Below are 22,919 nucleotides of genomic sequence, written 5' to 3'. Positions count from 1 at the left end.
AGAAAATTAATAAGGAAAGTGCAAAAATATGGGAAACGTTAATCCTAAAGGATTTAGGTTAAAAATAATTAATACTTGGTCATCTATTTGGTATGCTGAGAAGGGTTATAAACAAGGGTTGCATCAAGATTTATCTATTCGCAGTTATATAAATGAATCTTTTAAGCATGCTGGTGTTTCTAAAGTAATTATAGAGCGTACGATCGATTTGGTATCTGTAATAATACATTCTTCTAGACCTGGAGTGATAATAGGTAAGAAAGGCTCGGATATTGAGAAGATAAAGCAAAAGATAGCTGAAAAAGTAAAAAATAATGTGGAAGTGAATGTAGTAGGGGTTAAAAGGTCTGAAATAGATGCAGTTTTAATATCAAACAGCATTGCACAGCAGTTAGAAAAAAGGGTTTCATTTAGAAGAGCGATGAAAAAAGCTATTCAAAGTTGTTTGAGGATGGGTGCTAGAGGTATTAAAGTAAGTTGTTCTGGGCGCCTTGGCGGAGCTGAGATAGCTCGTACTGAGTGGTATAAAGAAGGCCGTTTGCCTTTGCATACTTTACGTGCTAATATAGATTATGCTTTTGCTGAAGCAAAAACTATATATGGCATCATAGGAGTTAAGGTCTGGGTTTATATTGGTAACTAATTAGGTATATTGAAATGTTTATTCCTAAAAAAAGTAAATATAAAAAAGTATTTAAAGGACGAATTAAGGGTAACACGAAAGGTGGTAGCACATTATCTTTTGGAGATTATGGTCTAAAGGCTATGGAAGCAGGTAGGATTCAATCTAAGCATATTGAAACTGCAAGGCGTGTAATATCTAGAACATTAAAACGCTCTGGTAAAGTGTGGATAAGAATTTTTCCTGATACCCCTGTTAGTAAAAAGCCGGCGGATGTGCGTATGGGTAAAGGGAAAGGTAGTGTTGAGTTTTGGGTATTTAAAGCTAAGCCCGGTAGAATGTTGTTTGAAATTAGCAGTGATGTTCCCATGCATTTAGCAAGATTGGCGCTTGAAAAGGCAACTGCTAAGCTTCCTATGAAGTGTAAATTTGTATCTAATCATAATTAAATGGAGTTGCAATGGATATAGCTGACATTGAATCGAGGTCCTCGCAAGAATTGCATGAAATTCTTGTGAATTTGAGAAAAGAGTTTGTTAATTTGGTTTTTCAAAAGAAGCTGGGCCAGTGCAACAATATTTCGCGTTTTAGCTTAATAAGAAAGAGCATAGCTCGTATTTTAACTACATTAAATAAAAGAAGAAGAGAGGAAAAGAATGCCTAAAAAGGTTTTTTGTGGTACTGTAACTAAGGCTAAGTGTGATAAGACTGTAAAGGTTTCGGTATTACAAGTGTATAAGGATGAGCTGTATAAAAAGGTTATAAAAAAATACAAGAAGTATACAGCACATGATGAGAATAATAGTTGTAAAGAAGGGGACAAGGTTTTAATACAAGAGCACAAGCCTATTTCTACTACTAAAAAATGGGTTATTGTTAATAGCTCACATTGAATAGGATATTTATATGATTCAAAAAAATACATTGTTGGAAGTAGCTGATAATTCTGGCGCGCGTGCAGTGCTTTGTATTGGTTTATTGGGTGGTAGAAAGTCTGCATCTATAGGTGACACAGTTATTGTATCTACTAAATCTATTACTCCAAGAGGGAAAGTTGAGAAGGGAAAAGTATATAGAGCAGTTGTGGTGAGGGTGAAAAGCCCTATTAGGAAATCTGATGGTTCTGTAATTCGTTTTTCTAGCAATGCTGTAGTTTTGATTAACGATCAAGGTGAACCACTTGGCACTCGGGTGTTTGGTCCGGTAAAAAAGTTATCATCTGGTTCTTTTATGAAGATAATGTCATTAGCTGTTGAGGTTTTATAATGAGTGCTAAAATAAAAAGTGGTGACGACGTTATAGTTTTAACTGGTAAAGATAAGGGAAAAATTGGTAAGGTAATCAAAGTTATAGCACGTGATGCTAAAAAGAAAGTAATTGTTTCTGGAGTGAATGTGCATAAGAGACATACTAAACCAAAAGCTGGTAGTAGTGGTGGTATATTAAATAAAGAGTTAGCTATTGATATATCCAACGTTGCAACATTGGACCCTAAATATAAAACTCCAACTAGAGTGGGGTTTAAGGTTATAGACGGTAGAAAAGTGCGTTTTGCAAAAGTTTCTGGAGAAGTGATAGATTAGGTTGATATGTTTAAAGAATTGTATAAAGATAGCATAGTAAAGTCCTTGAAGGATAAGTTTAATTACGGCAATATAATGCAAGTGCCTAAACTTGTCAAGGTGTGTATCAATATGGGCGTTGGAGATGCTGCTACAGATAGTAAAGCAATAAATGAACCACTTGATAGCCTATATTTGATTGCTGGGCAGAAGCCTTTATCAACTTTTGCAAAAAAATCTATTTCTGGCTTCAAGATCAGAAAAGGTGCTACAGTAGGTTGCAAAGTAACTTTGCGTAGAGATAAAATGTATGAGTTTTTAGAAAGATTGATATATATTGCTTTGCCAAGGGAAAAAGATTTTAGAGGATTTAGTGTGAAGCAATTTGACGGTAATGGTAATTTTTCCTTTGGTATAAAGGAACATATCTCGTTTTTAGAAATAGACTATGATAAAATAAGTAAAATTAGAGGTATGGATATTAATATTATAACAAGTGCAGTTAGTGATAAGGAAGCAAAGGAATTATTACTGGCTCTTAAATTTCCTTTTTTTGATTAATTGAGAGGAGAAATATATGGCAAAAAAATCTATGATAGAAAGAAATCTTCGCAGAATAAAGTTGTGCGATCAATATAAAGAAAAAAGAGAAAAATTGAAATCTATAATAAATAATAAGAATTTGTCTATTGTAGAAAGGTTTACAGCTCAAAATAAATTAATTAAAAAATTGCCTAGAAATTCTTCTAAAACCAAAATTAGAAATAGGTGTGCTTTAACTGGGAGACCAAGAGGAGTATATAGAAAATTTGGTTTATGTAGAATTGTTTTGCGTGATTTATGTTCTTTTGGGCAAATTCCAGGAGTTACAAAGTCTAGTTGGTAAATATAATATAAGGAGTATATTGTGGCGTTATCTGATAGTATTGGTGATTTTTTAACAAGGATACGTAATGCTCAATTGGCAATGCATAGGGCAACAAGGGTACTATTTTCTAAGATGAATTCTTCTATATTGGAGATTTTAAAAGAGGAAGGGTATATCCTTGATTATGAAAAGCAAGTTGTAGATAATTTACCTTCTTTCATTGTAAAATTGAAGTATTATGAGAAGTCACCTGTAATTAGTGACATAGTTAGGGTGTCAAAGCCTGGTTGTCGTCGTTATTATAAGTATAAGGACATTTCTAAAGCATATAATGGTCTTGGTATTTTTATTATATCGACACCCAAAGGAGTGATGACTGATTATAATGCACATAAGTTAAAGGTTGGTGGAGAAGTTTTGTGTCGTGTGTTTTAAATAATAGGAGAAATTCATGTCTCGTATAGGTGCTGCTCCTATCAATATTCCTGCTGGTGTTTCAGTTGAATATAATAATGGTAGTATGTTAATAAAGAGTGCTAAGGCTGAAAAGGAAGTTAGCTTGATCAGGGATGTTGTGTGTCAGATTATTGATAATCAGCTATTGCTTTCTGTTGATCAAGATAAAGATAATTATGATAAAATAAAGCCTATGTGGGGCACTTATAGGAGTAATATTAATAATATCATTAACGGCATGGTTGATGGTTTTTCTGTTAATCTTGAGATTAACGGTGTGGGATATAAGGCAGAGTGTGATGGTAAGTATTTGACTTTATATCTTGGTTATAGCCATAATGTTAAATATAAAGTGCCTAAAGATGTTGAGATTAAGTGCATAAAGCCAACTCACTTAGTAGTTAGTGGTATGGATAAGCAGAAGGTCTATATGGTGGCGTCTGATATATGCAAAATTAGAAAATATGATCCTTATAAAGGTAAGGGTGTTGTAATAAAAGGCAAATTTATGCTGCGTAAGGTTGTAAGTAAAAAGAAGTAATAAAAATGAAAAGATCGTATAATTTTTTAAGTAATTCTGAAAAAAGGAAGTTACGTAATAGAGCGAAGCTTGACAAGAGCGCTGAACGTTTACGTATATCCATATTTAAATCTAATAGGCATTTTTATGTCCAGTTAATTAATGATGTAAAAGGAATAACTCTCACTTCAGCTTCTACTTTGGATGCTAAAATTAAGGATGTATGTAAAGGGAAAGTCAACGCTGAAACTATAAAACAGGTTTCTTCTTTAATGGTTGAGCGTCTGTCTGGCATGAAATTAGAGCAGCAGCTTACGTTTGATCGTGGAGCGTATAAATACACAGGATTAGTTTCTCAATTTGCTGAGGCTTTAAGAAGTTCTGGATTTGAATTTTAGAAGGTTTTGAATATGGCTATAAAGAATTTACAAAATAATAATGATTTATCAGAGCTTTTAGTTTCGGTACGAAGAGTGACAACGGTTACCAAAGGTGGTAGAAGATTTTCATTTTCAATTTTGGTTGTTGTTGGCGATGAGAAGGGTAGGGTAGGGTGTGGAATAGGTAAGCACGCAGAAGTTGCTGAAGCAAGAGTCAAAGCTGTAAATGCTGCAAAGAAATCAATGATTAGAGTGTACTTGCGTGAAGGTAGAACTTTGCATCATGATATTAAAGCTAAATTTTGTTCTGGTGAGATAGTTTTAAGAACCGCAAGAGCCGGAACAGGTATTATTGCTGGTGGAGCGATTAGATCAGTTTTTGAGGTGTTAGGTATAAAGGATGTGGTAGCTAAATCCACTAGATCAAATAATCCTCATAACGTTATATGTGCGGTGTTTAAGGCTTTTGATAGTATGTTATCTCCTCGTCAGGTAGCAAGCAAAAGAGGCAAAAAGATTAGCGAGATAGTTGGAAACAGGTAAAGTATGAATAATGCTGTAAAATTAAACTCTATATTTACTAAATTATCTAAGAAAAAGAAGCCTAAGTTGCTGGGTAGAGGTATCGGTTGTGGTAAAGGTAAAACATCCGGTAGAGGGCATAAAGGGCAGAAGGCTAGAAGTGGAGTTTCTATAAATGGTTTTGAGGGTGGACAACAGTCTATATATACTCGTTTGCCTAAAAGAGGTTTTAAGCCTATACGTAGGAGCATATACTCTATAATTAATGTTGGCGATATACAGCGCTTAATGGAAGCTAAAAAAATAGTGAAAGACTCTGTTATAGATAAGGAGAGGCTGTATAAATTAGGTTTTATAAAGTCTATTAAGGATAAAATTAAACTTCTTAATAAAGGTAAGTTGAGCGAAAAATTTGTGTTTCATGTTGATTTTGCGTCAGAAGCTGCAAAAAAATCTGTAGCTTCAGTTGGTGGTAGTGTGGAAATACTATCGTAAGTCATGGGCAATAAATCAGCATTTAATAGCTCGGATCCTACGTTGTTATATAAAGGCGATTTATTAAAGCGTATATTTTTTACGCTAATAGCTTTAATTTGCTATCGCTTGGGTACTTATGTGCCTATTCCTGGAATTAATCTTGATGTAATTAATGATATATTTCCCAAAGATGGCTCAGGCGTTTTTGGAGTATTTAATTTATTTTCTGGTGGTGCATTGGCTAGAATGACAATTCTAGCATTGAACGTTATGCCATATATAATGGCTTCTATCATTATTCAGTTACTTTCTTCTGCGATTAAAGGAATGAAGGAAGTTAAGAATGATGGAGAGTCAGGCCGTAGAAAGATGAATTCTTATATACGCTATCTGACCATAGTAATTTGTGTATTTCAATCAATTCCAATTTTGGTTGGATTGGAAGGGATGAATAGGGAAGGGGTATTGGTTGTAATCGAACCTGGTGTTATGTTTCGTACAATAGGTGTTTTCAGCCTTTTAGGTGGAACTATGCTTTTAATATGGCTTGGTGAACGAATCAGCGCTAGCGGTATAGGCAATGGTATCTCATTAATCATTTTCACGGGTATAATATCAGAGTTACACAGCGCTTTGTCATCTTTGTTAACGTTAAATAAAAACGGTAGCGTATCGTTATTTATTATCCTTTTTGTTTTGGTATTGTTTTTTTTGCTGCTACTCTTAGTCATTTTTGTAGAGTCTTCTTATAGAAAGGTTATTGTTCAACATCCTAAAAAGCAATTTAAAAGATTGCATAATGACGATTTTACTTATATTCCATTGAAGATTAATTTATCTGGTGTAGTACCAACCATTTTTGCTAATGCAATTTTATTGACACCTATTTCAATTGCAAATTTCTATAAGGGGCACGCTTTTTCTGATTTTATTTTGAATTACTTTATGGCAAATAAAGTAGTATATATTGTAGCCTATTTGGTGCTGATAGTATTTTTTAATTTTTTCTATACCAATTTTATATTTAATCCAGAGGAAAACGCAGATTTTCTTAAAAAAAATGGTGGTTTTATACCTGGTAGAAGGCCTGGGAAACATACTTCTGATTACCTTCAAGATATAGTTTTTAAGTTGACATTCATTGGCTCTGCGTATTTGGTAGTCATATGTACTGTACCTGAAGTTATGAGATATTATTATGATATACCATTTATTTTTGGTGGGACGAGCTTACTGATTATAGTGAACGTTATTACTGATACTATTATGCAAATACAATCTTATATTTTTTCAAATAGGTACGACAACTGGATAAAGAAATATGAGTCTAAAACGAGGAAAGTAAGATGATCATTACGATTTTTGGTCCTCCAGGTTCTGGTAAAGGTACTCAGTCAAGCTTGTTAATAGCAAAATATAATTTAAAATTAATTTCAGTAGGGGATTTATTAAGGAATATTATATCTAGCAGTAGTGAGTTAGGTAAAAAAATAAAGGGTACCGTGGAATCTGGTAATTTAATTCAAGATGAAATTATATGTGGATTATTACGTGACCAGCTTGCATCAATGGATGGTAATTGCTTGTTAGACGGGTTTCCGAGAAATTTAAACCAAGCTCATTTTTTGACTCAAGTTTTGCAAGAAAAATATAATAGGGATGTTGATATTGTGATTGAGCTGCAGCTTGACGATAATATTGCAATCGATAGGTTAAAAAATCGTCTCGCGTGTTTGGACTGTAAAAGCATATATAGTGTATCTTCTTTTAAGAGTACTACTTGTGCTAAATGTAAAAGTACGAGGTTAGAGAAAAGAATTGATGATGCTGATATGTCTGCAATTAATAAGAGAATAAGTGAATATCACCTTCAAATGAAAGGTTTACGCGAGTATTATAAAGGCAAATTATTAACAATTGACGCTAATTTGAGTGTTGATGAGGTAACGCAAGAGATTGAAAGTAAAATTTCTTGTAATTTGGTTTGACTCTGAGTTGTTTTATGGTATAAATTAAGAGTTGTTATTAATAAAGTATCGAGGTACCAGTGGCACGTATTGCAGGCATAAATATTCCAGTGAGGAAATGTGTTCCTTTTGCATTAACTTATATATATGGTATAGGTATTGCTACTGCGAATGTAATTTGTCACGCTTGCGAAGTTGATAAGCGCAAACGTGTTTCAGAATTACGAGATGAAGATATAGAAAAGATCAGCGGTTTCATTAGACAAAATTATGTTATAGAAGGTGAGCTCAGAAAAGAAGTGGCTATGAACATAAAATCTTTAGTGGAAATGGGATGCTATAGAGGGGTGAGACATAGAAAAGGTTTACCTGTGAGAGGGCAAAGGACTCATACTAATGCTAAGACTCGTAAAGGTAGATCTCGGTTGCCTATTGCTGGGAAAAAATAAAATTTATTATTATTGTGAGTTTTAATGAAAAAAGTCAAAACGGTTAGTAAGAGTAAGAAGGAGTTTATTACTGGTGTTGTCCATATTCGTGCAACTTTTAATAATACTTTTGTAAATGTAACTGATGTTCATGGTAATACGCTATGTCAAACTTCTGTGGGTGCATGTGGTTTTTCAGGTTCGAGAAAATCCACACCTTATGCTGCAGGTAAGGCTGCGGAGTCTGCTGCGAAGAACGCAATGGAGAGATTTGGTATGAAGGTTGTCTCTGTAATAATTCGCGGCCCTGGCTTTGGTACCGAAGCTGCGGTTAAAGCACTTCAGAGCTGTGGGTTGACTGTGACTTCAATTGCAGATAAAACCGCAATTCCTCATAATGGGTGCAGGTTAAGAAAAAAAAGAAGAGTATAGGATATTTGAAAAGGTTGTTTTATGTATTATAATAATGATGTTTCTCTCTGTAGCAATTTAGATAAATTGATTAAACCTAGTTCAGTTAAGGTAATATCAGATGATTCAAGTGAAAAAAGTGATATAGTGCTAGAACCGTTGGAAAGTGGTTTTGCTTTAACATTAGGCAATGCATTAAGACGTGTAATGTTATCTTCTCTTAAAGGTAGTGCTGTTTATGGAATAAAAATTGAAGGTGTAACTCATGAGTTCACTTCAATTCAAGGGGTGAGAGAAGACGTAACTGATATAGTATTAAATATGGGTATGTTGAGGTGTAAATTAAATGGTGCTTCTAATAAATGCTTAAATTTAAACGCTAAAGGGCCTTGCCAGGTATTAGCTGGGATGATAGAAACTGATGATCAATGCTCTATTGTTAATAAAGATTTGTTAATATGTACGCTGGGGCAAAATGTGGAGCTTAACATGACCATATATGTGGCTAGCGGAAAAGGTTATCTTCCTGTAACTAAATATAAAGAAAATGAACTTTTGAAGCTTATGAGTGAACAGGATTTAATTGGTTTTATTCCAGTTAATGCTTTGTATAGCCCTGTCAACAGGGTTTCGTACAGGGTAGAGAACAGTCGTGTTGGCCAAGTGACTGATAAGGATAAGCTGATATTGTCAATTGAAACTGATGGTACAATTTCTCCGAGTCAAGCTGTTGACTCTGCTGCAAGAATATTACAGGAGCAACTTCAGCCCTTTATTAGTTCTGATGTAAGTTATAAAAAATCGCAGGTTTCTTCGTCTAGTGGTGCTAAAGATTTGGGTTATGACCCTGTCTTATTGCGTAAGGTAGATGAAATGGAATTATCTGTCAGGTCTCATAACTGTCTGAAAAACGAAAACATCACTTATATAGGTGATCTTGTACAAAAGACAGAAGGTGAAATGTTAAGAACTGCTAATTTTGGCAGAAAGTCTTTGAATGAGATTAAGGCAGTTTTGACTAATTTTGGCTTGTCTTTGGGTATGAATGTGCTAAACTGGCCACCTAAGGATATAGATGAGTTGGCTAAACAACATACTGATGAAGATTAGGTGATATATGAAACATGGAATAAAAAAACGTAAACTATCTCGTTGTACTGAACATAGATTATCGACGTTAAAGAATCTATCTATCTCATTAATTAACCATGAGCAGATTGTAACTACTTTACCAAAAGCTAAGGAACTTCGTCCATATGTCGAAAAGTTTATTACAATTGCTAAGAATAAGAATACTTTACATGGTAGAAGACTTTTGCTTTCACGCCTTCATAATAGTAAGTTAGCAGTTGATAAGTTATTAAACGTCTTAGCCAGCCGTTATCAAGATCGTAAAGGTGGGTATTCTAGAATAATAAAATTTAGCACTCGAAAGGGTGATTGCGCTTCAATGGCAGTGATAGAACTGGTTGATAGGGATATTGCAGCAAGAGGTAAGGTTTATAGTAAAAATAAAGAAGGAGGCAAAGTAGTTACACAAAGTTAATTGTTATCATAATTGTTCTTCTTGTGGTAAGTAGGTTACGCTACTTTGTAGGTTACTTTGGCGAGTTATTAGTTTTAGTATATTTAAAACTGAAATGGTATAATGTTATAAAACGCCGTTACCGTTGTAAGTTCGGTGAAATTGACTTAATTGTATCTAAAAAAAAGGAGCTGATTTTTATAGAAGTTAAAACAAGTTTACTTGGAAAAGAAATACCGATATCTCATCTTCAATGTCAGTCTATTATAAATTCTTCTAAGTATTTCTTAAGTAAAAACCTTAGTTTTTTAGATTATTCAGTCAGATATGATTTATATTTTCTTTCCTTAAAGAGAAGACCTGTTTATATAAAAAATGCTTGGATTGAAGAATGAAAGATTTGTAGCTGAATTAATTTAGATTTACTGGATTTAATATGAAAAAGACCCAATACAATAATTTAGTTTCATCTTACGCTAGAGTGCTATTTCATGTCTCAGGAAGCAGGTTAGGTATTATAAGGAAAGAAGTAGAATTTTTGTTGGCTTTTTTTAAGGATCAACGTGATGTTTTTGTGTACCTATCTCATCCTATGATTTCTTTTGCACACAAAAAAGAAGTGATGCTTTCTATAAATGAGCACTTGAGTGAGAATTTAGTAAAATTTATTATGGTTATATTTGCAAATAAACGCTCTAGTTTATTGATCCTTATATTAGAAAAATTCTTAAGTCTTGCAAGAGAAAATGAAAATGAATTCGAAATTACTATAAAGTCAGCAGAAACTTTAAAGGAATCTGATATAAAAATAATTACTGAATCTTTGAGCTTTCTTGGTAAAATAATAAAAGTAAGCAATGTGGTTGACCCTTCTATACTAGGTGGCTTCGTAGTTAGGTATGGTTTTAATTTGATCGATGCTTCGCTAAAAAGTTACTTGGATAGGTTAGTTGACTTAAGTAAAATGGAAATATTAAAAGTAAGGAATTTTGTATGAAGAACAGTATGAATGTTTCTGAGATAGCAAGTATAATAAGAGAAAAGGTTGAGACGTTTGATAATCCTATAAAGCGGGAAAATATAGGTGAAGTAATTTCAGTAACAGATGGTATCGCATTGGTTTATGGGCTGGAAAAAGCAAAATTCGGTGAAAAGGTATTTTTTGCAAGTGGTGTAGAAGGAATAGTTCTCGATTTAGATCATAATACGGCTGGAATAGTTGTGCTTGGTAATGACCGTGATGTGAAAGAAGGGGACGTTGTAAAATGTAGTGGTGATGTTGTGCAGGTGCCTGTAGGGCATGAATTATTAGGGAGAGTTGTAAATGCGTTGGGCCATCCTATGGACGACGGTGGGGAAATTAGAGCCAAAAACAGAATGGATATAGAATCTAAAGCGCCAGGCATTATTGATCGTAAGTCTGTGCATGAGCCACTGCAAACAGGAATTAAAATTATAGATTTGCTAATTCCAATAGGTAGAGGGCAGCGTGAATTAATTATTGGTGATAGACAAATTGGTAAAACTACTATTGCGCTTGATACTATTATCAATCAGAAGAAGATTAACGATGAGGTAAACGAAAATCAAAAAGTTTACTGTGTTTATGTTGCTATTGGGCAAAAAATTTCAACAGTAGCAAAAGTGGTAAATAAGCTGAAAGAAAGCGGAGCATTAGAGTATACAACTGTAGTTGTGGCTAGTGCATCTGACTGCGCGCCTATGCAATTTTTAGCACCTTATGCTGGTTGCACTATTGGGGAATTTTTCCGTGACAATGGAATGCATTGTTTGATTATATATGATGATTTATCTAAGCATGCTGTGGCATATAGGCAGATGTCTTTATTGCTCAGACGTCCTCCTGGTCGTGAAGCTTACCCTGGAGATATATTCTATGTACATTCTCGCTTGCTTGAAAGAGCTGCTAAAATGTCTGATAAAAAAGGGCAGGGTTCTTTAACTGCTTTGCCAATTGTCGAAACTCAAGCTGGTGATGTATCTGCATATGTGCCAACAAATGTTATTTCAATTACCGATGGGCAGATCTTTCTTGAGTCTGAATTATTTTATAAAGGATTTCGACCTGCAGTAAATATAGGTTTGTCAGTTTCACGGGTTGGTTCTGCTGCACAACTAAAGTCTGTGAAGAAAGTTGCTGGTTCTATAAAGCTAAGCTTAGCTCAGTATAGAGAATTAGAAGATTTCGCAAAATTTGGTTCTGATCTTGATGCTAGTGTTCAATTATCCTTGAATAAGGGTAAATATCTTGTCGAGTTATTAAAGCAAAAACAACATTTACCTATGTCAATAGAAGAGCAAGTAGTGCTGATGTATATTTTTTCTAACCTATATAATCAGTTAAGTAAAATACAAATAAGTTACATTAATAAATTTGAACATGATCTTATTAATTATTTTCATACTGTACACCCTGGGGTTTTAAAAAAGTTGTCAAATGACATGAGTGATGATATAAAAGGTGATATTTTTAACATTGTGAGTAATTTCGTTACTCAATTTAATTGCGTTTAGGTGGTGATTATGGCTTCATCCATTATTAATAAATTTCCTATGACGAGGGAAGGTTTTGAGAATATGCAAGCCGAACTTGAAAAATTAAAGGAAGAAAAACCTTCTGTGATACAGGCTATTTCTGATGCTCGTGATCAAGGTGATTTGTCTGAAAACGCAGAGTATCATGCAGCACGGGAAAGGTTAGGTTTTATTGAAGGCCGTATAATGGAGATAGAAAGTAAGCTCTCACATGCGGAAGTAATAGAAGTAAAAAATTTGTCTGGTGATTCAGTAATGTTTGGTGCAACTGTGACATTAAGCATGTTAAGTGATAATAACGGTGAAGTGGAATATGTTTATAAGGTTGTAGGCGAATATGAAGCTGATGTTTCAAAGCAGTTAATATCTACTAGTTCACCACTTGGGAGTGCCTTAATCGGCAAAAAAGTCGGTGAATATGTGGAAGTGACAGTGCCAAATGGAGAGAAATTGTATAAAATAGTTAAGATTGAATTTAAGTAAATTATTATGGTACAGGCCACTTATGCTTCAATGAGTCTACCAGGTATTTCTTCTGTGGAAGATGTATTAGAGGATGCTCGTTCCGGTAAATTATTCATTTTAGTTGATGATGAAAATAGAGAAAATGAAGGCGATTTGATTGTCTTAGCTGAGAAAATAAAGCCGGAACATATGGCTTTTATGGTTAGGTACGGTACAGGGGTTGTTTGCTTAGCAATGACTAAATTTCACATGAAAAGGTTGGGCCTTAATTTCATGGAAAAGAAAAATATTGGTGAAAATCATACCGCATTTACTACATCAATTGATGCACGTTATGGCATTACAACCGGTGTTTCAGCAGAGGATAGAACGAAAACTATACATGCTGCTATCAACAAGGATGGTACTCAGGATGACATCATAACTCCAGGTCATGTTTTTCCTGTAATTGCACATAAAGGTGGGGTGGCACAACGTGCTGGTCATACTGAAGCGAGTGTTGAAATGGCGAAGTTAGTAGGGTTTGATCATTCAGCAGTTATTTGTGAATTAGTGAATGATGATGGCTCTATGATGCGCTTACCTCAGTTACTTAAATTTGCTGAACAACATAAAATTAAGTTAACTACCATCGACAAACTTATCAGTTACGTTAAAAATTTAAACTAGCGTTTATAAATTTGTATAATTTAAGTGTTAAAATATAGAATTTCTATAAATTATACAAGCACAGAATTTTCATGTTTAGAGTTGCTAAGTTTTTGACCTTATTGTTCTTTTTTGCATATTGTAATAATGCTTACTCTATTAACATTATTAGAGATAGTGAAGTGGAAGCAATAGTGAAAGAGCTAGCGCAACCTTTATTTTCTGCTGCGGATATTGATCATGAGCAAATAAAAGTTTTTATAATTAATGACAATTCGATTAATGCTTTTGTAATTAACAATAACAGTATTTTCATTCATTTAGGACTTTTACAATATTCGGCTAAACCTTATGTCCTGCTTGGTATATTAGCACATGAGATTGCTCACATATCTGCTGGTCATATATTGCAAATGAGTAGTGCTATGGGTTATTTTCAATCGATAGCAATGATTAGTTATATGGTAGGATTAGTTTCTAGTATTATCATTAACCCTCAGGTTGCTGGTGCAATTTTGCTTAGTGGTGTAGCGTTTAGTTCAAGGCTATTTTTTAACTATTCTCAAGAGCAAGAAAGTGTAGCAGATAGCTATGCTTTAAGGTATCTTGATGAATCTGGCTATGATAATTCAGGTATGAAAGAGATTTTTGATTATTTTAAAAGTATTGAGCATGAGAACACCGAGGAATATTTCCGCACTCACCCGCTTAGTGAGAAACGTATATTTGCTGTACAAAATTATAAGGTTAAAAACAACGTAAAACCAATTTTTGCGGATAAGTTACTAAAGTTTGAGCGTGTGGTTGCCAAGCTAGACTCTTTCTTTGCTCCTATTCATGTGTTATCTAATAAATATGAAAATAATTCTGAGTATGTAAATGCTATAGTTTGCTATAGGCAAGGAAAGATAGAAGAGGCTATTGCTAAAGTTAATTCATTGATTCAAGAGTCACGCAATGACCCATACCTATATGAATTAAAAGCAGAAATGCTATACAAGGCCGGAAATTTAAGTGAAGCAATAAAAATGTATGAGGAATCGCTTAGGTATTTATCTGAGAAAAACAGTTATTTAGTGAAACTTGCATTATCTCATACTTTATTATTACACGGTGATGCAAAAAAGGCGATTTTTTACCTGGAGCAGATTTTGAATGTAGAACCAGATAACGCTTTTGTCTGGAAGTATTTAAGCATTGCATATAAATGTGAAGCTGATACGGCAATGCATTATTTTGCCTTGACAAAAAAGGCTTGTATTGAAGGTGATTTAAAGCAATTTACAAAATATGCTGAGCTAGCTGTTAAAACTTTACCAAAAGATAGCCCTTATTTGTTGCAAGTTGAAGATATGAAGCGGTTTAATGGATAACAAAAAAGCATTTCTGCACTTTTTGGATTATTTTTGTCCACACTTTTCCAACATAGTTTTTGCTTCATCGCTTACGTTGGGCATAATTTTCGTTATGATAGTTTTAGCGCCAAAAAATACACCACAGAACATGCCAAGAGCAAAGAGGGCTGGCCACGGCATCCTGCCAAATATTGCAAGCAAAGCTGCACCAATTATTACTACCGTCATAAGTGGACCGCCTATCCCCCAAACATAACCAATAATATTGCATATTACTTTAGTTGTGTCATCCATATCAGGGTCAGCTGCATAACCTGAGAAAGAGAAAAGCAATACTACGCAAAAAACACTAAAAAATTCCATTATAGAGCTCATTTTTTTGCCTCTAAGTAATAAATTAACCTAAACCTAAACCTACACATTTTTTATTTTAAAGTAAAAATTATAATTTGTCCATACATAAGTGTTGCTACATAAATAACCCACCATTAATATTGAGCACATGCCCTGTTATATATTTTGCTTCATCACTTGCTAAAAACAAGACCCCTGCTGCTATTTCTTCCCCTGTTCCCATTCTTTTCATTGGAATATTATCTAATATTTTTCCCTTTTGTCCTTCATTTAAAACTTCAGTCATTTTAGTATCTATAAACCCAGGAGCAATACAATTTACTGTTATATTACGACTTGCAACTTCTTTTGCTATGGATTTGCTCATAGCTATTATTCCAGCTTTAGACGCCGCATAATTTGCTTGCCCGGCGTTTCCTGTCAGCCCTATTATTGAGGAAATATTTATAATTCTTCCCCAATTATTCTTAATTAGTTTTCTGCATGCTTCTCTACTCAGCTTAAATGTAGAGCTCAAGTTAATATCAATTACTTTTTGCCATGCTTCATCTGTCATTCTCAATAATAAACTGTCTCGCGTAATACCCGCATTGCATACGAGCCCGTCAAAGCCTTCCATCAGCTCACTTGCTCTATTTATTAGTTGATTTACTTCCTCAGCATTTGATAAATCACAAGGGAGTACATGCATGTTTTTTTCATATTGTTTAGCAACTTCTTCGAGCACTTCTTTTTTTGTGCCAGAAATACATAAAGTTGCTCCGGCTTTGTGCATAATTTTTACAATTGCTTGCCCTATTCCGCCTGATGCGCCAGTAATCAGGAACTTTCTGCTTTCCAATTTAAGCATAATAACTTTATATTATCTTAATTCCTAACAGAATATTGACTAGTTGGCAATAGATTTCTTACATAATATAAGTAACTCAGATATTCACAAAATAAAGAAAAAGTTATAATAAAGTTAAACGTCAAAAAATTTTAAAAACATAGTTGATGCAGGAATTGTTACTAAATAGTTTATTCTGGTGCTCTACAGTCTAAATGGAATGCTTAAATTATAGATTCTTTGTTTTTGTGTGTTATCTTGAGTTAACACAAATTCACAGTAGTATTATGATAAGTAAGTTAAAAAAGCTTAGCGCTGGATTTTCTTTGACAGGCTTGATTGGCCATGGTGATAATATAAATATGCAAGGAGCAAAAAATAAAAAGAAGAAGTACCCAAAATTTTTGGATAAGACGTTTGCATTGATTGATGCAGTGATAAATTTTATTTTAAAACGCGAAAGTAATAACGTAAATGAAGTCCTGAAAGTAACATGGGGACCACTATTTTTTGGTCTGGTAGTAATACTCATCTTTTTTGGGATAGGTGGTATTTGGTCGGCTATAGCTCCAATTGACGGTGCGGTGCATGCAAGTGGAGAAGTTATTGTATCTTCAAATAGAAAAATAGTTCAACACTTGGGCGGAGGAATAATAAGCAAAATTTTAGTAAAAGAGGGTCAAGCAGTTAAAAAAGATGAGCCTCTAGTTTTGTTGAGTGATGTTAACGAGAAGGCGAATTTAAGTATCATCAAAGAGAAGCTCTTATCATTTTTAGCAACAGAAGCAAGGCTTCTTGCAATCAGAGTAGATTTGGACACGCTCGAGTTTCCTGATGAGGTTAAAAAATTATCTCACGATGAACTTGTAAATAAAGCGATAAAGAATCAAGTAAAGTTGTTCAACTCTCAGAGAAAGAGCATATTGGGAAAAACAGACATACTGCAACAACGTATAAAGCAGTTAAATGATGAATTAGCGGGGCTAAACTTTCAACTAAATGCAGCTCATAAGCAATATGACTTGATAACTGAGGAGTTGGAAACAAAAAGACAATTACTTGATAGTGGCCATATAAGCAAACCACACATTTTAGCTTTAGAAAAGCAGTTTGCTGAAATTGAAGGCAGAGTTGGACATTACCGTTCTGCAATATCTCAAGTGCAGCAAAAAATTGGAGAGAACGAATTAGAAATTATAAACGTGAGAAATGATTCTCAAGAAAGAGCAAACGCTGAACTTAAGGAAGTTAGTACGTCTATTGCAGACTTGAAAGAGAGACTGATGGTTGCTGAAGATTCATTAGCACGTACAATAATTAAATCGCCTCAAGATGGGATAGTCACAGATATAAGATACCATACTGAAGGTGGTGTTATACAATCTGGAGTTCCGATCATGAGCGTAGTGCCATCGGATGATGACCTAATAATAGATGCTAAAATTCAGACCAGAAACATAGAAGAGATACTGTCAGCACAAAAGAAAGATAGCAACATAGTCTCTATTGATGGGCTAGAAGGGCTAAAGGTTAAAGTTCGTTTAAGTGCTTACAGTGCACGTCGTTTAAGTTTAATTAATGGTATAGTAAGCAATATTTCTCCCGATGCCCTTGATGATCCAAGGCTAGGGCGTTATTATTCAGTACGTGTAGTGATACCAAAACCAGAGCTTGCTCAGTTTAAAAACGTATACCTATACCCTGGTATGCCAGCAGAAGTGTACATAGTTACTCAATCTCGTACTCTTTTATCATTCTTGTTTACGCCTATAATTGCAACAGTCGATAGGTCTTTTATAGAAAGGTAGCTCACTCGTTAAAGTAGTAGTGAAAGTGCCGTAATAAAATTTAGGTACATAATTAGACAATAGGCTTCTTGACCTTACCCAGAAAAAGTGGAGAGAAAGAAAGGAGTTTTTTCGGGTAAAATAAAATTTTGGAGGATTAGAAATGGCAAGAGAATATACGGCAGAATTCAAATTGGAAGCTGTTAAGCTGGCAAATGAACAAAGAAAGGCAGGTCAAACAATTACAAAAATAGCAAAGGATTTAGGAATAAAGGGTGGTTTATTAGGAAAATGGATAAAGAAACACAACGAAAAAAAGTCGGCAGCAGATGCATTTCCAGGTAGAGGTAACATGGCTCCTTACGACAAAGAGAGGTTTGATTTACAAAGAGAGTTAGCAAGAGTAACAAGGGAAAGAGACATTTAAAAAAAAGCCCTGGCCAGTCAAAAAGAGTAAAATATTTTTTTATATAGTAACTGCTATAAAGTACAGGAATTATGTAGGATTTTCTGCTAGTGGCTACTATAAGTGGACCACAAGAAAAATAAGCAGTAGAGAATCAGCAAATAAAGAGCTACTCGCAGCTATTCAAAAAATATATCAAGTTTCTAAATGTAGATATGGAGCTCCTAAAATTCATGCTGAATTGAAGGCTTTGGGTAAAAGTTGCAACTTAAAAACAGTGCAAAGTATTATGCAGAAAAATGGTATTCAGGCTATATTGAGAAGAAAATTTAAAATTAAGAAACAACAAACGGACAGTAGCTCCCAATATATTAGACCAAAACTTTATTGTCGATCAACCAAATAAAGTATGGGATTACTTATATAAAAACCAAAGAAGGATGGCTATATTTGGCAACAATAATCGATCTATATTCACGCATGGTAGTTAATGAGCAGTTCAATAAATAAACAATTGGTTATGGACTCTTTATTAATGGCCGTTAACAAGCGTAAACCTGCCAAAAATCTACTATTACATAGTGATCAAGGTTCACAATATACTTCGCAAGGTTATCAATATCTCTTATCCATAAAAAACATAGATGAGTCATAAAGGTTGTTGTTACGACAATTCTGTTGTGGAAAGCTTCTTTAGCTCATTGAAAAGAGAAATACTTATTGATACTTCACAACACTCTGCTCAACAAACTAGAACTGCAATATTTGAATACATAGAAATTTTTTATAACAAACAACGTCACTATTAACTATTGCATTCCTGAGCATTTTGATTCATCATTCTCTTTGTGAAAAACATTCCAAACTTTCTCTCCACTTTTTCTGGGTAAGGTCAATACCTTTAAGCCCAACACCAAGCTCGAGAAAGTAGAAAGTGTGGAGCAACCTATTCAGTCTTCTTTGAATCTAATATAAAAGACTATGTCCAAAAAACCATAAGTGTCAAGTAATTTTTTTTAATAAGATAATTGACTTAGAAAACTCCTTAAGCTGTTAACTTAACATCACCATAGGATTTAAAACATTCCCAAAAAAAATGTTAAAGCTATTTTAGTAAAATACTCAAAACTTGACCCCAAGCAACTTTGAGTTCATGCTCTTGTTTTACCTTCCTGCGTAACCGCTTTTGGAGGAAATATATTACTGGATGGAGAGCTCACTATATCACCACACTTTAAACCTTTTACCGCTGCTTTGACTCCTTCTGAAACTTTTTTAGATAGACTAATTGTTTCAAGGGATTGACAAAGTTTTCCAGACCTTTCAAAATATCCCTGTTTAATAGCATCGTAAACTAAGCGCCCACCAAGCAAACAATTCTTTCCTATTTCTTCTTTACAATTTTTGAACTTTTCCAGTATTTCCTTTTTGTTACTAACTTCTACTATTATTTTATCTTGCTTGTCAGGGTACAAATTAACTTCTAATTCTCCTAAACTAGTAGAGAAAGTTAACACTATATTACTATTGTCTGCAAGATTAGTGTAATGCCTTATGCCATTTTCCGTTATAATTTCTACCTCACTTTTACCGATCTTTACTATATCTCTTCCGTATTCTATTTTTCCTTGAGTTAACCCTAAGCTCCTTGCCCCATCTGTTATCTTTGCGACATCTATTATGCTATCCTCTGAATACTCTAAGTAGAAAGTAGAGTTGTCCATTTTTGCATCTTTTAACTTACCATTAGTTGCACCTCTAACAACTTCCATAAACTTGAGAGTAAGATTTGCACAACTTCCATGAGCTTTTATCATATTAGTTTCATGATCTTCAAATTCTAATTCCAGTGTATTGAGCACATACATACTATCTACAACATACCACACCGCTCCTTTTGATACTAATTTACATATTATATCACTAGCAACCTTGGAGTTCTTTTCTAATTCACTAATCTCTTTTATTCTTTTCATCACACAATCCATAAAGTTATACTTATCTTCATACATCTTTCCTTGATGAGGAAAATTAAACCTTATTCCAGACTTTATAGCTTCGTTTACAACTTGTTCTAATTGATTCATGTCTTGCGCTTTACCTACTTCATCTAAAAACACTTCTAACTTTGCCTGCTGGTCTAGTATTAAATTATCCCATAGAGTCCTAGATTTAAGCAGATGCTTTTCACTATCTAACCCTTTGAAATCTTTTATTCCTGCTGCCAGCAACAATCTTTCTGCTTCTTTACAACAAGTTTCATCATTATGAAAAACATCTCTGATATATTGAAAGATTCGTAACTTCCCTTTATTGTTATGAAGGCTTAAAACTCTCTTTAAGTCTTGAGTACCCTTGCGTTCATTCAAAAACTTTTCTAATACAGTAAGACCTTTACTTAGAGAAGAAGGGTTATCTTTGTCAACACCACCAAGAATACAGTCTAATTCTTGCTGCAACCTTTTGTGATCCTCAGTTAAAAGATAACCTTCAGCATAGTAGTTACAATTATCAATTGCTATGTCTAGTGGGGTCTTTCCTTGTTTATCACATATATCAGATCTAGCTCCACTATCCAGAAGTGAAGAGATGAGATCATTGTAATCAGTGCTTGCAATACAATGTAAGGGTGTTTTTCCTTCATTATCCTGCTCATTAAGATTAGTTCCTTTTTCCATAAGAGAAGCTATACTATTAGGTCCAGTAGCATAATGCAAGGGTGTCTTTCCTCTATCATCCTTTACATTAGGGTTAGCTCCTGCCTTCAAAAGTAAAGCTACAGAATCGTCATATTCTTTTTCTACCCCAGCTATACTTGATATTATGTGTAATACTGTTAATTTAGATTCTCCTCTTCTAAGATTAAGGACTTTTTCTAGATCTTGATTATCTCCATTGTCTTGTAAAAAATTTCTAAGTCTCACAATATAACCATGTTCATTATAATCACCTTCATCACTAAAAGAAAGGTATGCTTGGAGGATACTGAATAATTCTTTATTTAATTCTCTTTGACTTGGTGTTAGACCAGATATGCCAGCAAGCCGTATATGCATTAAGCTATTGAATATATCTCCTCCAACAATATCAACTAAAGAATGATCATCACGACATAGCAATGAGTATTTAAGTGATTCATATTCATCATCCCTTTGCTCTTTTCGAAACTGTTTTAAATTATCACTTTTGGTTAGTTTTTCTAAGTACTTTAGGATTCTATTTTTATTTCCCAATAAAAAATCTACTCCCTTTTCCATTAAAGCACATACTGCTTCTTTATGACCATTTTCGGCAGCAAGAAATAATGGCGTCAACCCCTTTTTATCTATTAGAGGTTGTCCGGAAACAAGTAAAAGGCTATAATATCTGAAATTTTAGTACGGGGTAAAGATGAGAAAAAAGTATCCAACAGATCTAAGCGAAAGGGAATGGGCAAGAATAGAAAAACACTTCAGAGTATCATACAAGAAAGGAGGAAGGCCGCCAAAGTATAGCAAAAGAGAAATATTAGAAGCAATTTTCTATGTATTGCGTACAGGGTGTCAATGGCGGTATTTACCAAATGATTTTCCGCTATGGAAGACTGTGTATGAGCAGTTCAGGCAATGGAAGAAGCAGGGAATTTTTGAGAAAATGAATTATGAAATTACAAAATATAGTAGAAGAAAAATAGGAAGGAATGAGCAGCCGAGTGCCTGTATAGTAGATAGTCAATCTGTAAAGACTACAGAAAAGGGGGGATCAAAGGCTATGATGGAAGTAAAAAAGTAAAGAGTAGAAAAAGGCATATAATTACAGACACTCAGGGTTTTATACTAGGTTGTTACGTAGGTGCTGCTAACGAAAATGATAGAGATGGTATTAAAATAGCGTTAAACAATATGAGAACAAAATATACTAAAGTTAAAAAAATGTGGGCTGACATGGGATACCAAGGAAGAAATTTAAAGAATCACATAAAGGAAGAATATGACATAGATATTGAAATTGTTAAAAGGCCTCCATGTAGATTTTGGGTGCACAAAGATACGCCACCTGAGCTACTACCAACAAGAGAACAAGGGTTTAAAGTACAGCCAAGAAGATGGGTTGTAGAAAGGACTTTTGCTTGGGTTAATAGGAATAGAAGGCTATCGAAGGAGTATGATTTACTCACAACATCCACTGAGAATTTCATATACCTAGCTATGAGTAGGGTTATGTTAAAGAGGGAATATGCTTGAATTTACTAGTTTCCGGACAACCTCTGAAGCCTTTTTCATTAATTGCATCATTTTTTGGTGGTTTTTTTTCATGGTTGTTTGGGTCTGACGAAGAAAAGTCTGACACACAACCTTATGATGATTCTTCTTCACCTGGGGTCGATCAATCAGTTGAACAAAATAATGGTGATCATAATGACCAGAGCAATGTGATTTGATAGTGATCTTCTACCGGAAAAGGTGTCATCCCAGTGCTTGACACTGGGATGGCTTTGTTGCATCGCTAGCTATGATGGATTAAAGATAAAAAAGATAGGGAATATCAGTAGCTTATTATTCTGGTATTTATAACAAGAACGGTCAATGAATACCTAAATTTGAGTAAAAGAAATTTCACTACCATTTACCAATCCGGCTAAAATTCAAGAATTTCAATGCTTTAGCTATTTTCAATAGAATTAAATTTATTAATATAAATAACAAATTACTATTCTTAAATTTGATCAGATTGATTGCAAAAAAACAAGATTTTCAATAGGTTGCTTATAATCCTAACTATAGTTAGCCTTTCATAAGTAG

General features: G+C 34.0%; 35 protein-coding genes. 32 read left to right on the top strand and 3 right to left on the bottom strand.

What is annotated here, in order from left to right; all coding sequences use genetic code 11:
* Window positions 1-28 precede the first annotated feature (28 nt).
* The 25 genes from rpsC to AAGD76_RS02315 all read left to right on the top strand — a co-directional run bounded on the left by rpsC (window position 29) and on the right by AAGD76_RS02315 (window position 14,780).
* Complete coding sequence (gene rpsC / locus AAGD76_RS02435) at window positions 29-643, top strand: 30S ribosomal protein S3 (protein ID WP_010962753.1); 615 nt, start codon at window positions 29-31, stop codon at window positions 641-643.
* A 14-nt stretch (window positions 644-657) separates the two neighbouring features.
* On the top strand, window positions 658-1,071 hold the full coding sequence (rplP, locus tag AAGD76_RS02430; protein ID WP_010962752.1) for a 50S ribosomal protein L16: 414 nt from the start codon (window positions 658-660) through the stop codon (window positions 1,069-1,071).
* Between the two features lie 11 nt (window positions 1,072-1,082).
* On the top strand, window positions 1,083-1,286 hold the full coding sequence (gene rpmC / locus AAGD76_RS02425) for a 50S ribosomal protein L29 (protein ID WP_006279350.1): 204 nt from the start codon (window positions 1,083-1,085) through the stop codon (window positions 1,284-1,286).
* Window positions 1,279-1,515: a 30S ribosomal protein S17 gene (gene rpsQ, locus AAGD76_RS02420; RefSeq protein WP_007549925.1), complete on the top strand. Its 237-nt coding sequence runs from the start codon at window positions 1,279-1,281 to the stop codon at window positions 1,513-1,515. The genes rpmC and rpsQ overlap by 8 nt, the downstream gene beginning before the upstream one ends.
* A gap of 13 nt (window positions 1,516-1,528) precedes the next feature.
* Window positions 1,529-1,888 carry a 50S ribosomal protein L14 gene (gene rplN / locus AAGD76_RS02415; protein ID WP_006279348.1) on the top strand — a complete coding sequence of 120 codons (360 nt, stop codon included), beginning with the start codon at window positions 1,529-1,531 and terminating at the stop codon, window positions 1,886-1,888.
* Complete coding sequence (gene rplX / locus AAGD76_RS02410) at window positions 1,888-2,205, top strand: 50S ribosomal protein L24 (protein ID WP_006279347.1); 318 nt, start codon at window positions 1,888-1,890, stop codon at window positions 2,203-2,205. The genes rplN and rplX overlap by 1 nt, the downstream gene beginning before the upstream one ends.
* A gap of 6 nt (window positions 2,206-2,211) precedes the next feature.
* On the top strand, window positions 2,212-2,745 hold the full coding sequence (gene rplE, locus AAGD76_RS02405) for a 50S ribosomal protein L5 (RefSeq protein ID WP_010962750.1): 534 nt from the start codon (window positions 2,212-2,214) through the stop codon (window positions 2,743-2,745).
* Window positions 2,746-2,761: 16 nt separating this feature from the next.
* Window positions 2,762-3,070 (top strand): 30S ribosomal protein S14, encoded by a 309-nt coding sequence (gene rpsN / locus AAGD76_RS02400; RefSeq protein WP_006279345.1) that lies wholly within the window; start codon window positions 2,762-2,764, stop codon window positions 3,068-3,070.
* Between the two features lie 21 nt (window positions 3,071-3,091).
* Window positions 3,092-3,487 carry a 30S ribosomal protein S8 gene (rpsH, locus tag AAGD76_RS02395; protein ID WP_341820316.1) on the top strand — a complete coding sequence of 132 codons (396 nt, stop codon included), beginning with the start codon at window positions 3,092-3,094 and terminating at the stop codon, window positions 3,485-3,487.
* Between the two features lie 16 nt (window positions 3,488-3,503).
* Complete coding sequence (gene rplF, locus AAGD76_RS02390) at window positions 3,504-4,049, top strand: 50S ribosomal protein L6 (protein ID WP_007551152.1); 546 nt, start codon at window positions 3,504-3,506, stop codon at window positions 4,047-4,049.
* Window positions 4,050-4,054: 5 nt separating this feature from the next.
* Entirely contained in the window at window positions 4,055-4,426 is a 372-nt protein-coding gene (gene rplR / locus AAGD76_RS02385) for a 50S ribosomal protein L18 (protein WP_006279867.1), read from the top strand.
* Between the two features lie 12 nt (window positions 4,427-4,438).
* A complete protein-coding gene (gene rpsE, locus AAGD76_RS02380; protein ID WP_010962748.1) occupies window positions 4,439-4,951 on the top strand; it encodes a 30S ribosomal protein S5 in 513 nt (170 codons plus the stop codon).
* Between the two features lie 3 nt (window positions 4,952-4,954).
* A complete protein-coding gene (gene rplO, locus AAGD76_RS02375; RefSeq protein ID WP_006279863.1) occupies window positions 4,955-5,425 on the top strand; it encodes a 50S ribosomal protein L15 in 471 nt (156 codons plus the stop codon).
* A gap of 3 nt (window positions 5,426-5,428) precedes the next feature.
* Entirely contained in the window at window positions 5,429-6,757 is a 1,329-nt protein-coding gene (gene secY, locus AAGD76_RS02370; RefSeq protein ID WP_341820315.1) for a preprotein translocase subunit SecY, read from the top strand.
* The gene (locus AAGD76_RS02365) at window positions 6,754-7,395 is read left to right on the top strand and encodes a nucleoside monophosphate kinase (RefSeq protein WP_341820314.1); all 642 of its coding nucleotides are present in this window, start codon (window positions 6,754-6,756) and stop codon (window positions 7,393-7,395) included. Before secY ends, AAGD76_RS02365 begins: the two co-directional genes overlap by 4 nt.
* Before the next feature lie 59 nt (window positions 7,396-7,454).
* Complete coding sequence (rpsM, locus tag AAGD76_RS02360) at window positions 7,455-7,823, top strand: 30S ribosomal protein S13 (protein WP_010962745.1); 369 nt, start codon at window positions 7,455-7,457, stop codon at window positions 7,821-7,823.
* 24 nt (window positions 7,824-7,847) lie between these two features.
* Window positions 7,848-8,234 carry a 30S ribosomal protein S11 gene (rpsK, locus tag AAGD76_RS02355; protein ID WP_015589137.1) on the top strand — a complete coding sequence of 129 codons (387 nt, stop codon included), beginning with the start codon at window positions 7,848-7,850 and terminating at the stop codon, window positions 8,232-8,234.
* Between the two features lie 21 nt (window positions 8,235-8,255).
* A complete protein-coding gene (locus AAGD76_RS02350) occupies window positions 8,256-9,323 on the top strand; it encodes a DNA-directed RNA polymerase subunit alpha (RefSeq protein ID WP_012673178.1) in 1,068 nt (355 codons plus the stop codon).
* Between the two features lie 7 nt (window positions 9,324-9,330).
* Window positions 9,331-9,759, top strand: a complete 429-nt coding sequence (gene rplQ / locus AAGD76_RS02345; protein WP_007550873.1) for a 50S ribosomal protein L17 — start codon at window positions 9,331-9,333, stop codon at window positions 9,757-9,759.
* A gap of 23 nt (window positions 9,760-9,782) precedes the next feature.
* A complete protein-coding gene (locus tag AAGD76_RS02340) occupies window positions 9,783-10,133 on the top strand; it encodes a YraN family protein (protein ID WP_012673177.1) in 351 nt (116 codons plus the stop codon).
* 41 nt (window positions 10,134-10,174) lie between these two features.
* Window positions 10,175-10,735, top strand: coding sequence for an ATP synthase F1 subunit delta (gene atpH / locus AAGD76_RS02335; protein WP_010962742.1), 561 nt, complete (start codon window positions 10,175-10,177; stop codon window positions 10,733-10,735).
* Window positions 10,732-12,273, top strand: a complete 1,542-nt coding sequence (atpA, locus tag AAGD76_RS02330; RefSeq protein ID WP_182320407.1) for a F0F1 ATP synthase subunit alpha — start codon at window positions 10,732-10,734, stop codon at window positions 12,271-12,273. Before atpH ends, atpA begins: the two co-directional genes overlap by 4 nt.
* 9 nt (window positions 12,274-12,282) lie before the next feature.
* Entirely contained in the window at window positions 12,283-12,777 is a 495-nt protein-coding gene (gene greA / locus AAGD76_RS02325) for a transcription elongation factor GreA (protein ID WP_007549342.1), read from the top strand.
* Window positions 12,778-12,783: 6 nt separating this feature from the next.
* Window positions 12,784-13,428 (top strand): 3,4-dihydroxy-2-butanone-4-phosphate synthase, encoded by a 645-nt coding sequence (gene ribB, locus AAGD76_RS02320; RefSeq protein ID WP_007549343.1) that lies wholly within the window; start codon window positions 12,784-12,786, stop codon window positions 13,426-13,428.
* Window positions 13,429-13,499: 71 nt separating this feature from the next.
* On the top strand, window positions 13,500-14,780 hold the full coding sequence (locus AAGD76_RS02315; protein ID WP_174515763.1) for a M48 family metalloprotease: 1,281 nt from the start codon (window positions 13,500-13,502) through the stop codon (window positions 14,778-14,780).
* 27 nt (window positions 14,781-14,807) lie between these two features.
* Here AAGD76_RS02315 and AAGD76_RS02310 read toward each other — a convergent pair whose 3' ends face one another.
* Window positions 14,808-15,137: a TrbC/VirB2 family protein gene (locus AAGD76_RS02310; RefSeq protein WP_155968336.1), complete on the bottom strand. Its 330-nt coding sequence runs from the start codon at window positions 15,135-15,137 to the stop codon at window positions 14,808-14,810.
* Between the two features lie 94 nt (window positions 15,138-15,231).
* Window positions 15,232-15,966, bottom strand: coding sequence for a 3-oxoacyl-[acyl-carrier-protein] reductase (gene fabG, locus AAGD76_RS02305; RefSeq protein WP_015589136.1), 735 nt, complete (start codon window positions 15,964-15,966; stop codon window positions 15,232-15,234).
* Window positions 15,967-16,232: 266 nt separating this feature from the next.
* On the opposite strand from fabG, the gene AAGD76_RS02300 reads away from it, so the two are divergent.
* The 5 genes from AAGD76_RS02300 to AAGD76_RS02285 all read left to right on the top strand — a co-directional run bounded on the left by AAGD76_RS02300 (window position 16,233) and on the right by AAGD76_RS02285 (window position 18,947).
* Window positions 16,233-17,753, top strand: coding sequence for an HlyD family type I secretion periplasmic adaptor subunit (locus tag AAGD76_RS02300; RefSeq protein ID WP_174516815.1), 1,521 nt, complete (start codon window positions 16,233-16,235; stop codon window positions 17,751-17,753).
* Window positions 17,754-17,895: 142 nt separating this feature from the next.
* Window positions 17,896-18,159 carry a transposase gene (locus AAGD76_RS02295; RefSeq protein WP_010082386.1) on the top strand — a complete coding sequence of 88 codons (264 nt, stop codon included), beginning with the start codon at window positions 17,896-17,898 and terminating at the stop codon, window positions 18,157-18,159.
* Window positions 18,160-18,190: 31 nt separating this feature from the next.
* Window positions 18,191-18,544 carry an IS3 family transposase gene (locus AAGD76_RS06425; RefSeq protein WP_080717636.1) on the top strand — a complete coding sequence of 118 codons (354 nt, stop codon included), beginning with the start codon at window positions 18,191-18,193 and terminating at the stop codon, window positions 18,542-18,544.
* Window positions 18,545-18,628: 84 nt separating this feature from the next.
* A complete protein-coding gene (locus AAGD76_RS02290; RefSeq protein ID WP_156768661.1) occupies window positions 18,629-18,793 on the top strand; it encodes a DDE-type integrase/transposase/recombinase in 165 nt (54 codons plus the stop codon).
* On the top strand, window positions 18,783-18,947 hold the full coding sequence (locus AAGD76_RS02285) for an IS3 family transposase (protein ID WP_080717614.1): 165 nt from the start codon (window positions 18,783-18,785) through the stop codon (window positions 18,945-18,947). Before AAGD76_RS02290 ends, AAGD76_RS02285 begins: the two co-directional genes overlap by 11 nt.
* Window positions 18,948-19,289: 342 nt before the next feature.
* Here the strand turns inward: AAGD76_RS02285 and AAGD76_RS02280 are convergent, their stop codons facing one another.
* Window positions 19,290-21,452, bottom strand: a complete 2,163-nt coding sequence (locus tag AAGD76_RS02280; RefSeq protein ID WP_341820313.1) for an ankyrin repeat domain-containing protein — start codon at window positions 21,450-21,452, stop codon at window positions 19,290-19,292.
* A gap of 76 nt (window positions 21,453-21,528) precedes the next feature.
* On the opposite strand from AAGD76_RS02280, the gene AAGD76_RS02275 reads away from it, so the two are divergent.
* Window positions 21,529-22,361, top strand: a protein-coding gene (locus tag AAGD76_RS02275) for an IS5-like element ISWpi1 family transposase (protein WP_341820157.1) whose coding sequence is annotated in 2 segments (ribosomal slippage) — window positions 21,529-21,898 and window positions 21,898-22,361 — 834 coding nt in all. Because the reading frame shifts where the segments join, the coding sequence is not laid out codon by codon here.
* A complete protein-coding gene (locus AAGD76_RS02270; RefSeq protein WP_341820312.1) occupies window positions 22,358-22,558 on the top strand; it encodes a hypothetical protein in 201 nt (66 codons plus the stop codon). Before AAGD76_RS02275 ends, AAGD76_RS02270 begins: the two co-directional genes overlap by 4 nt.
* The last annotated feature ends 361 nt before the right edge of the window (window positions 22,559-22,919 follow it).

The organism is Wolbachia endosymbiont (group A) of Cydia strobilella (assembly GCF_964026745.1).
Lineage (GTDB): Bacteria > Pseudomonadota > Alphaproteobacteria > Rickettsiales > Anaplasmataceae > Wolbachia > Wolbachia pipientis.
Note: the sequence above shows the minus strand (reverse complement) of the source record. Positions and strands in the feature narration are given on the sequence as shown.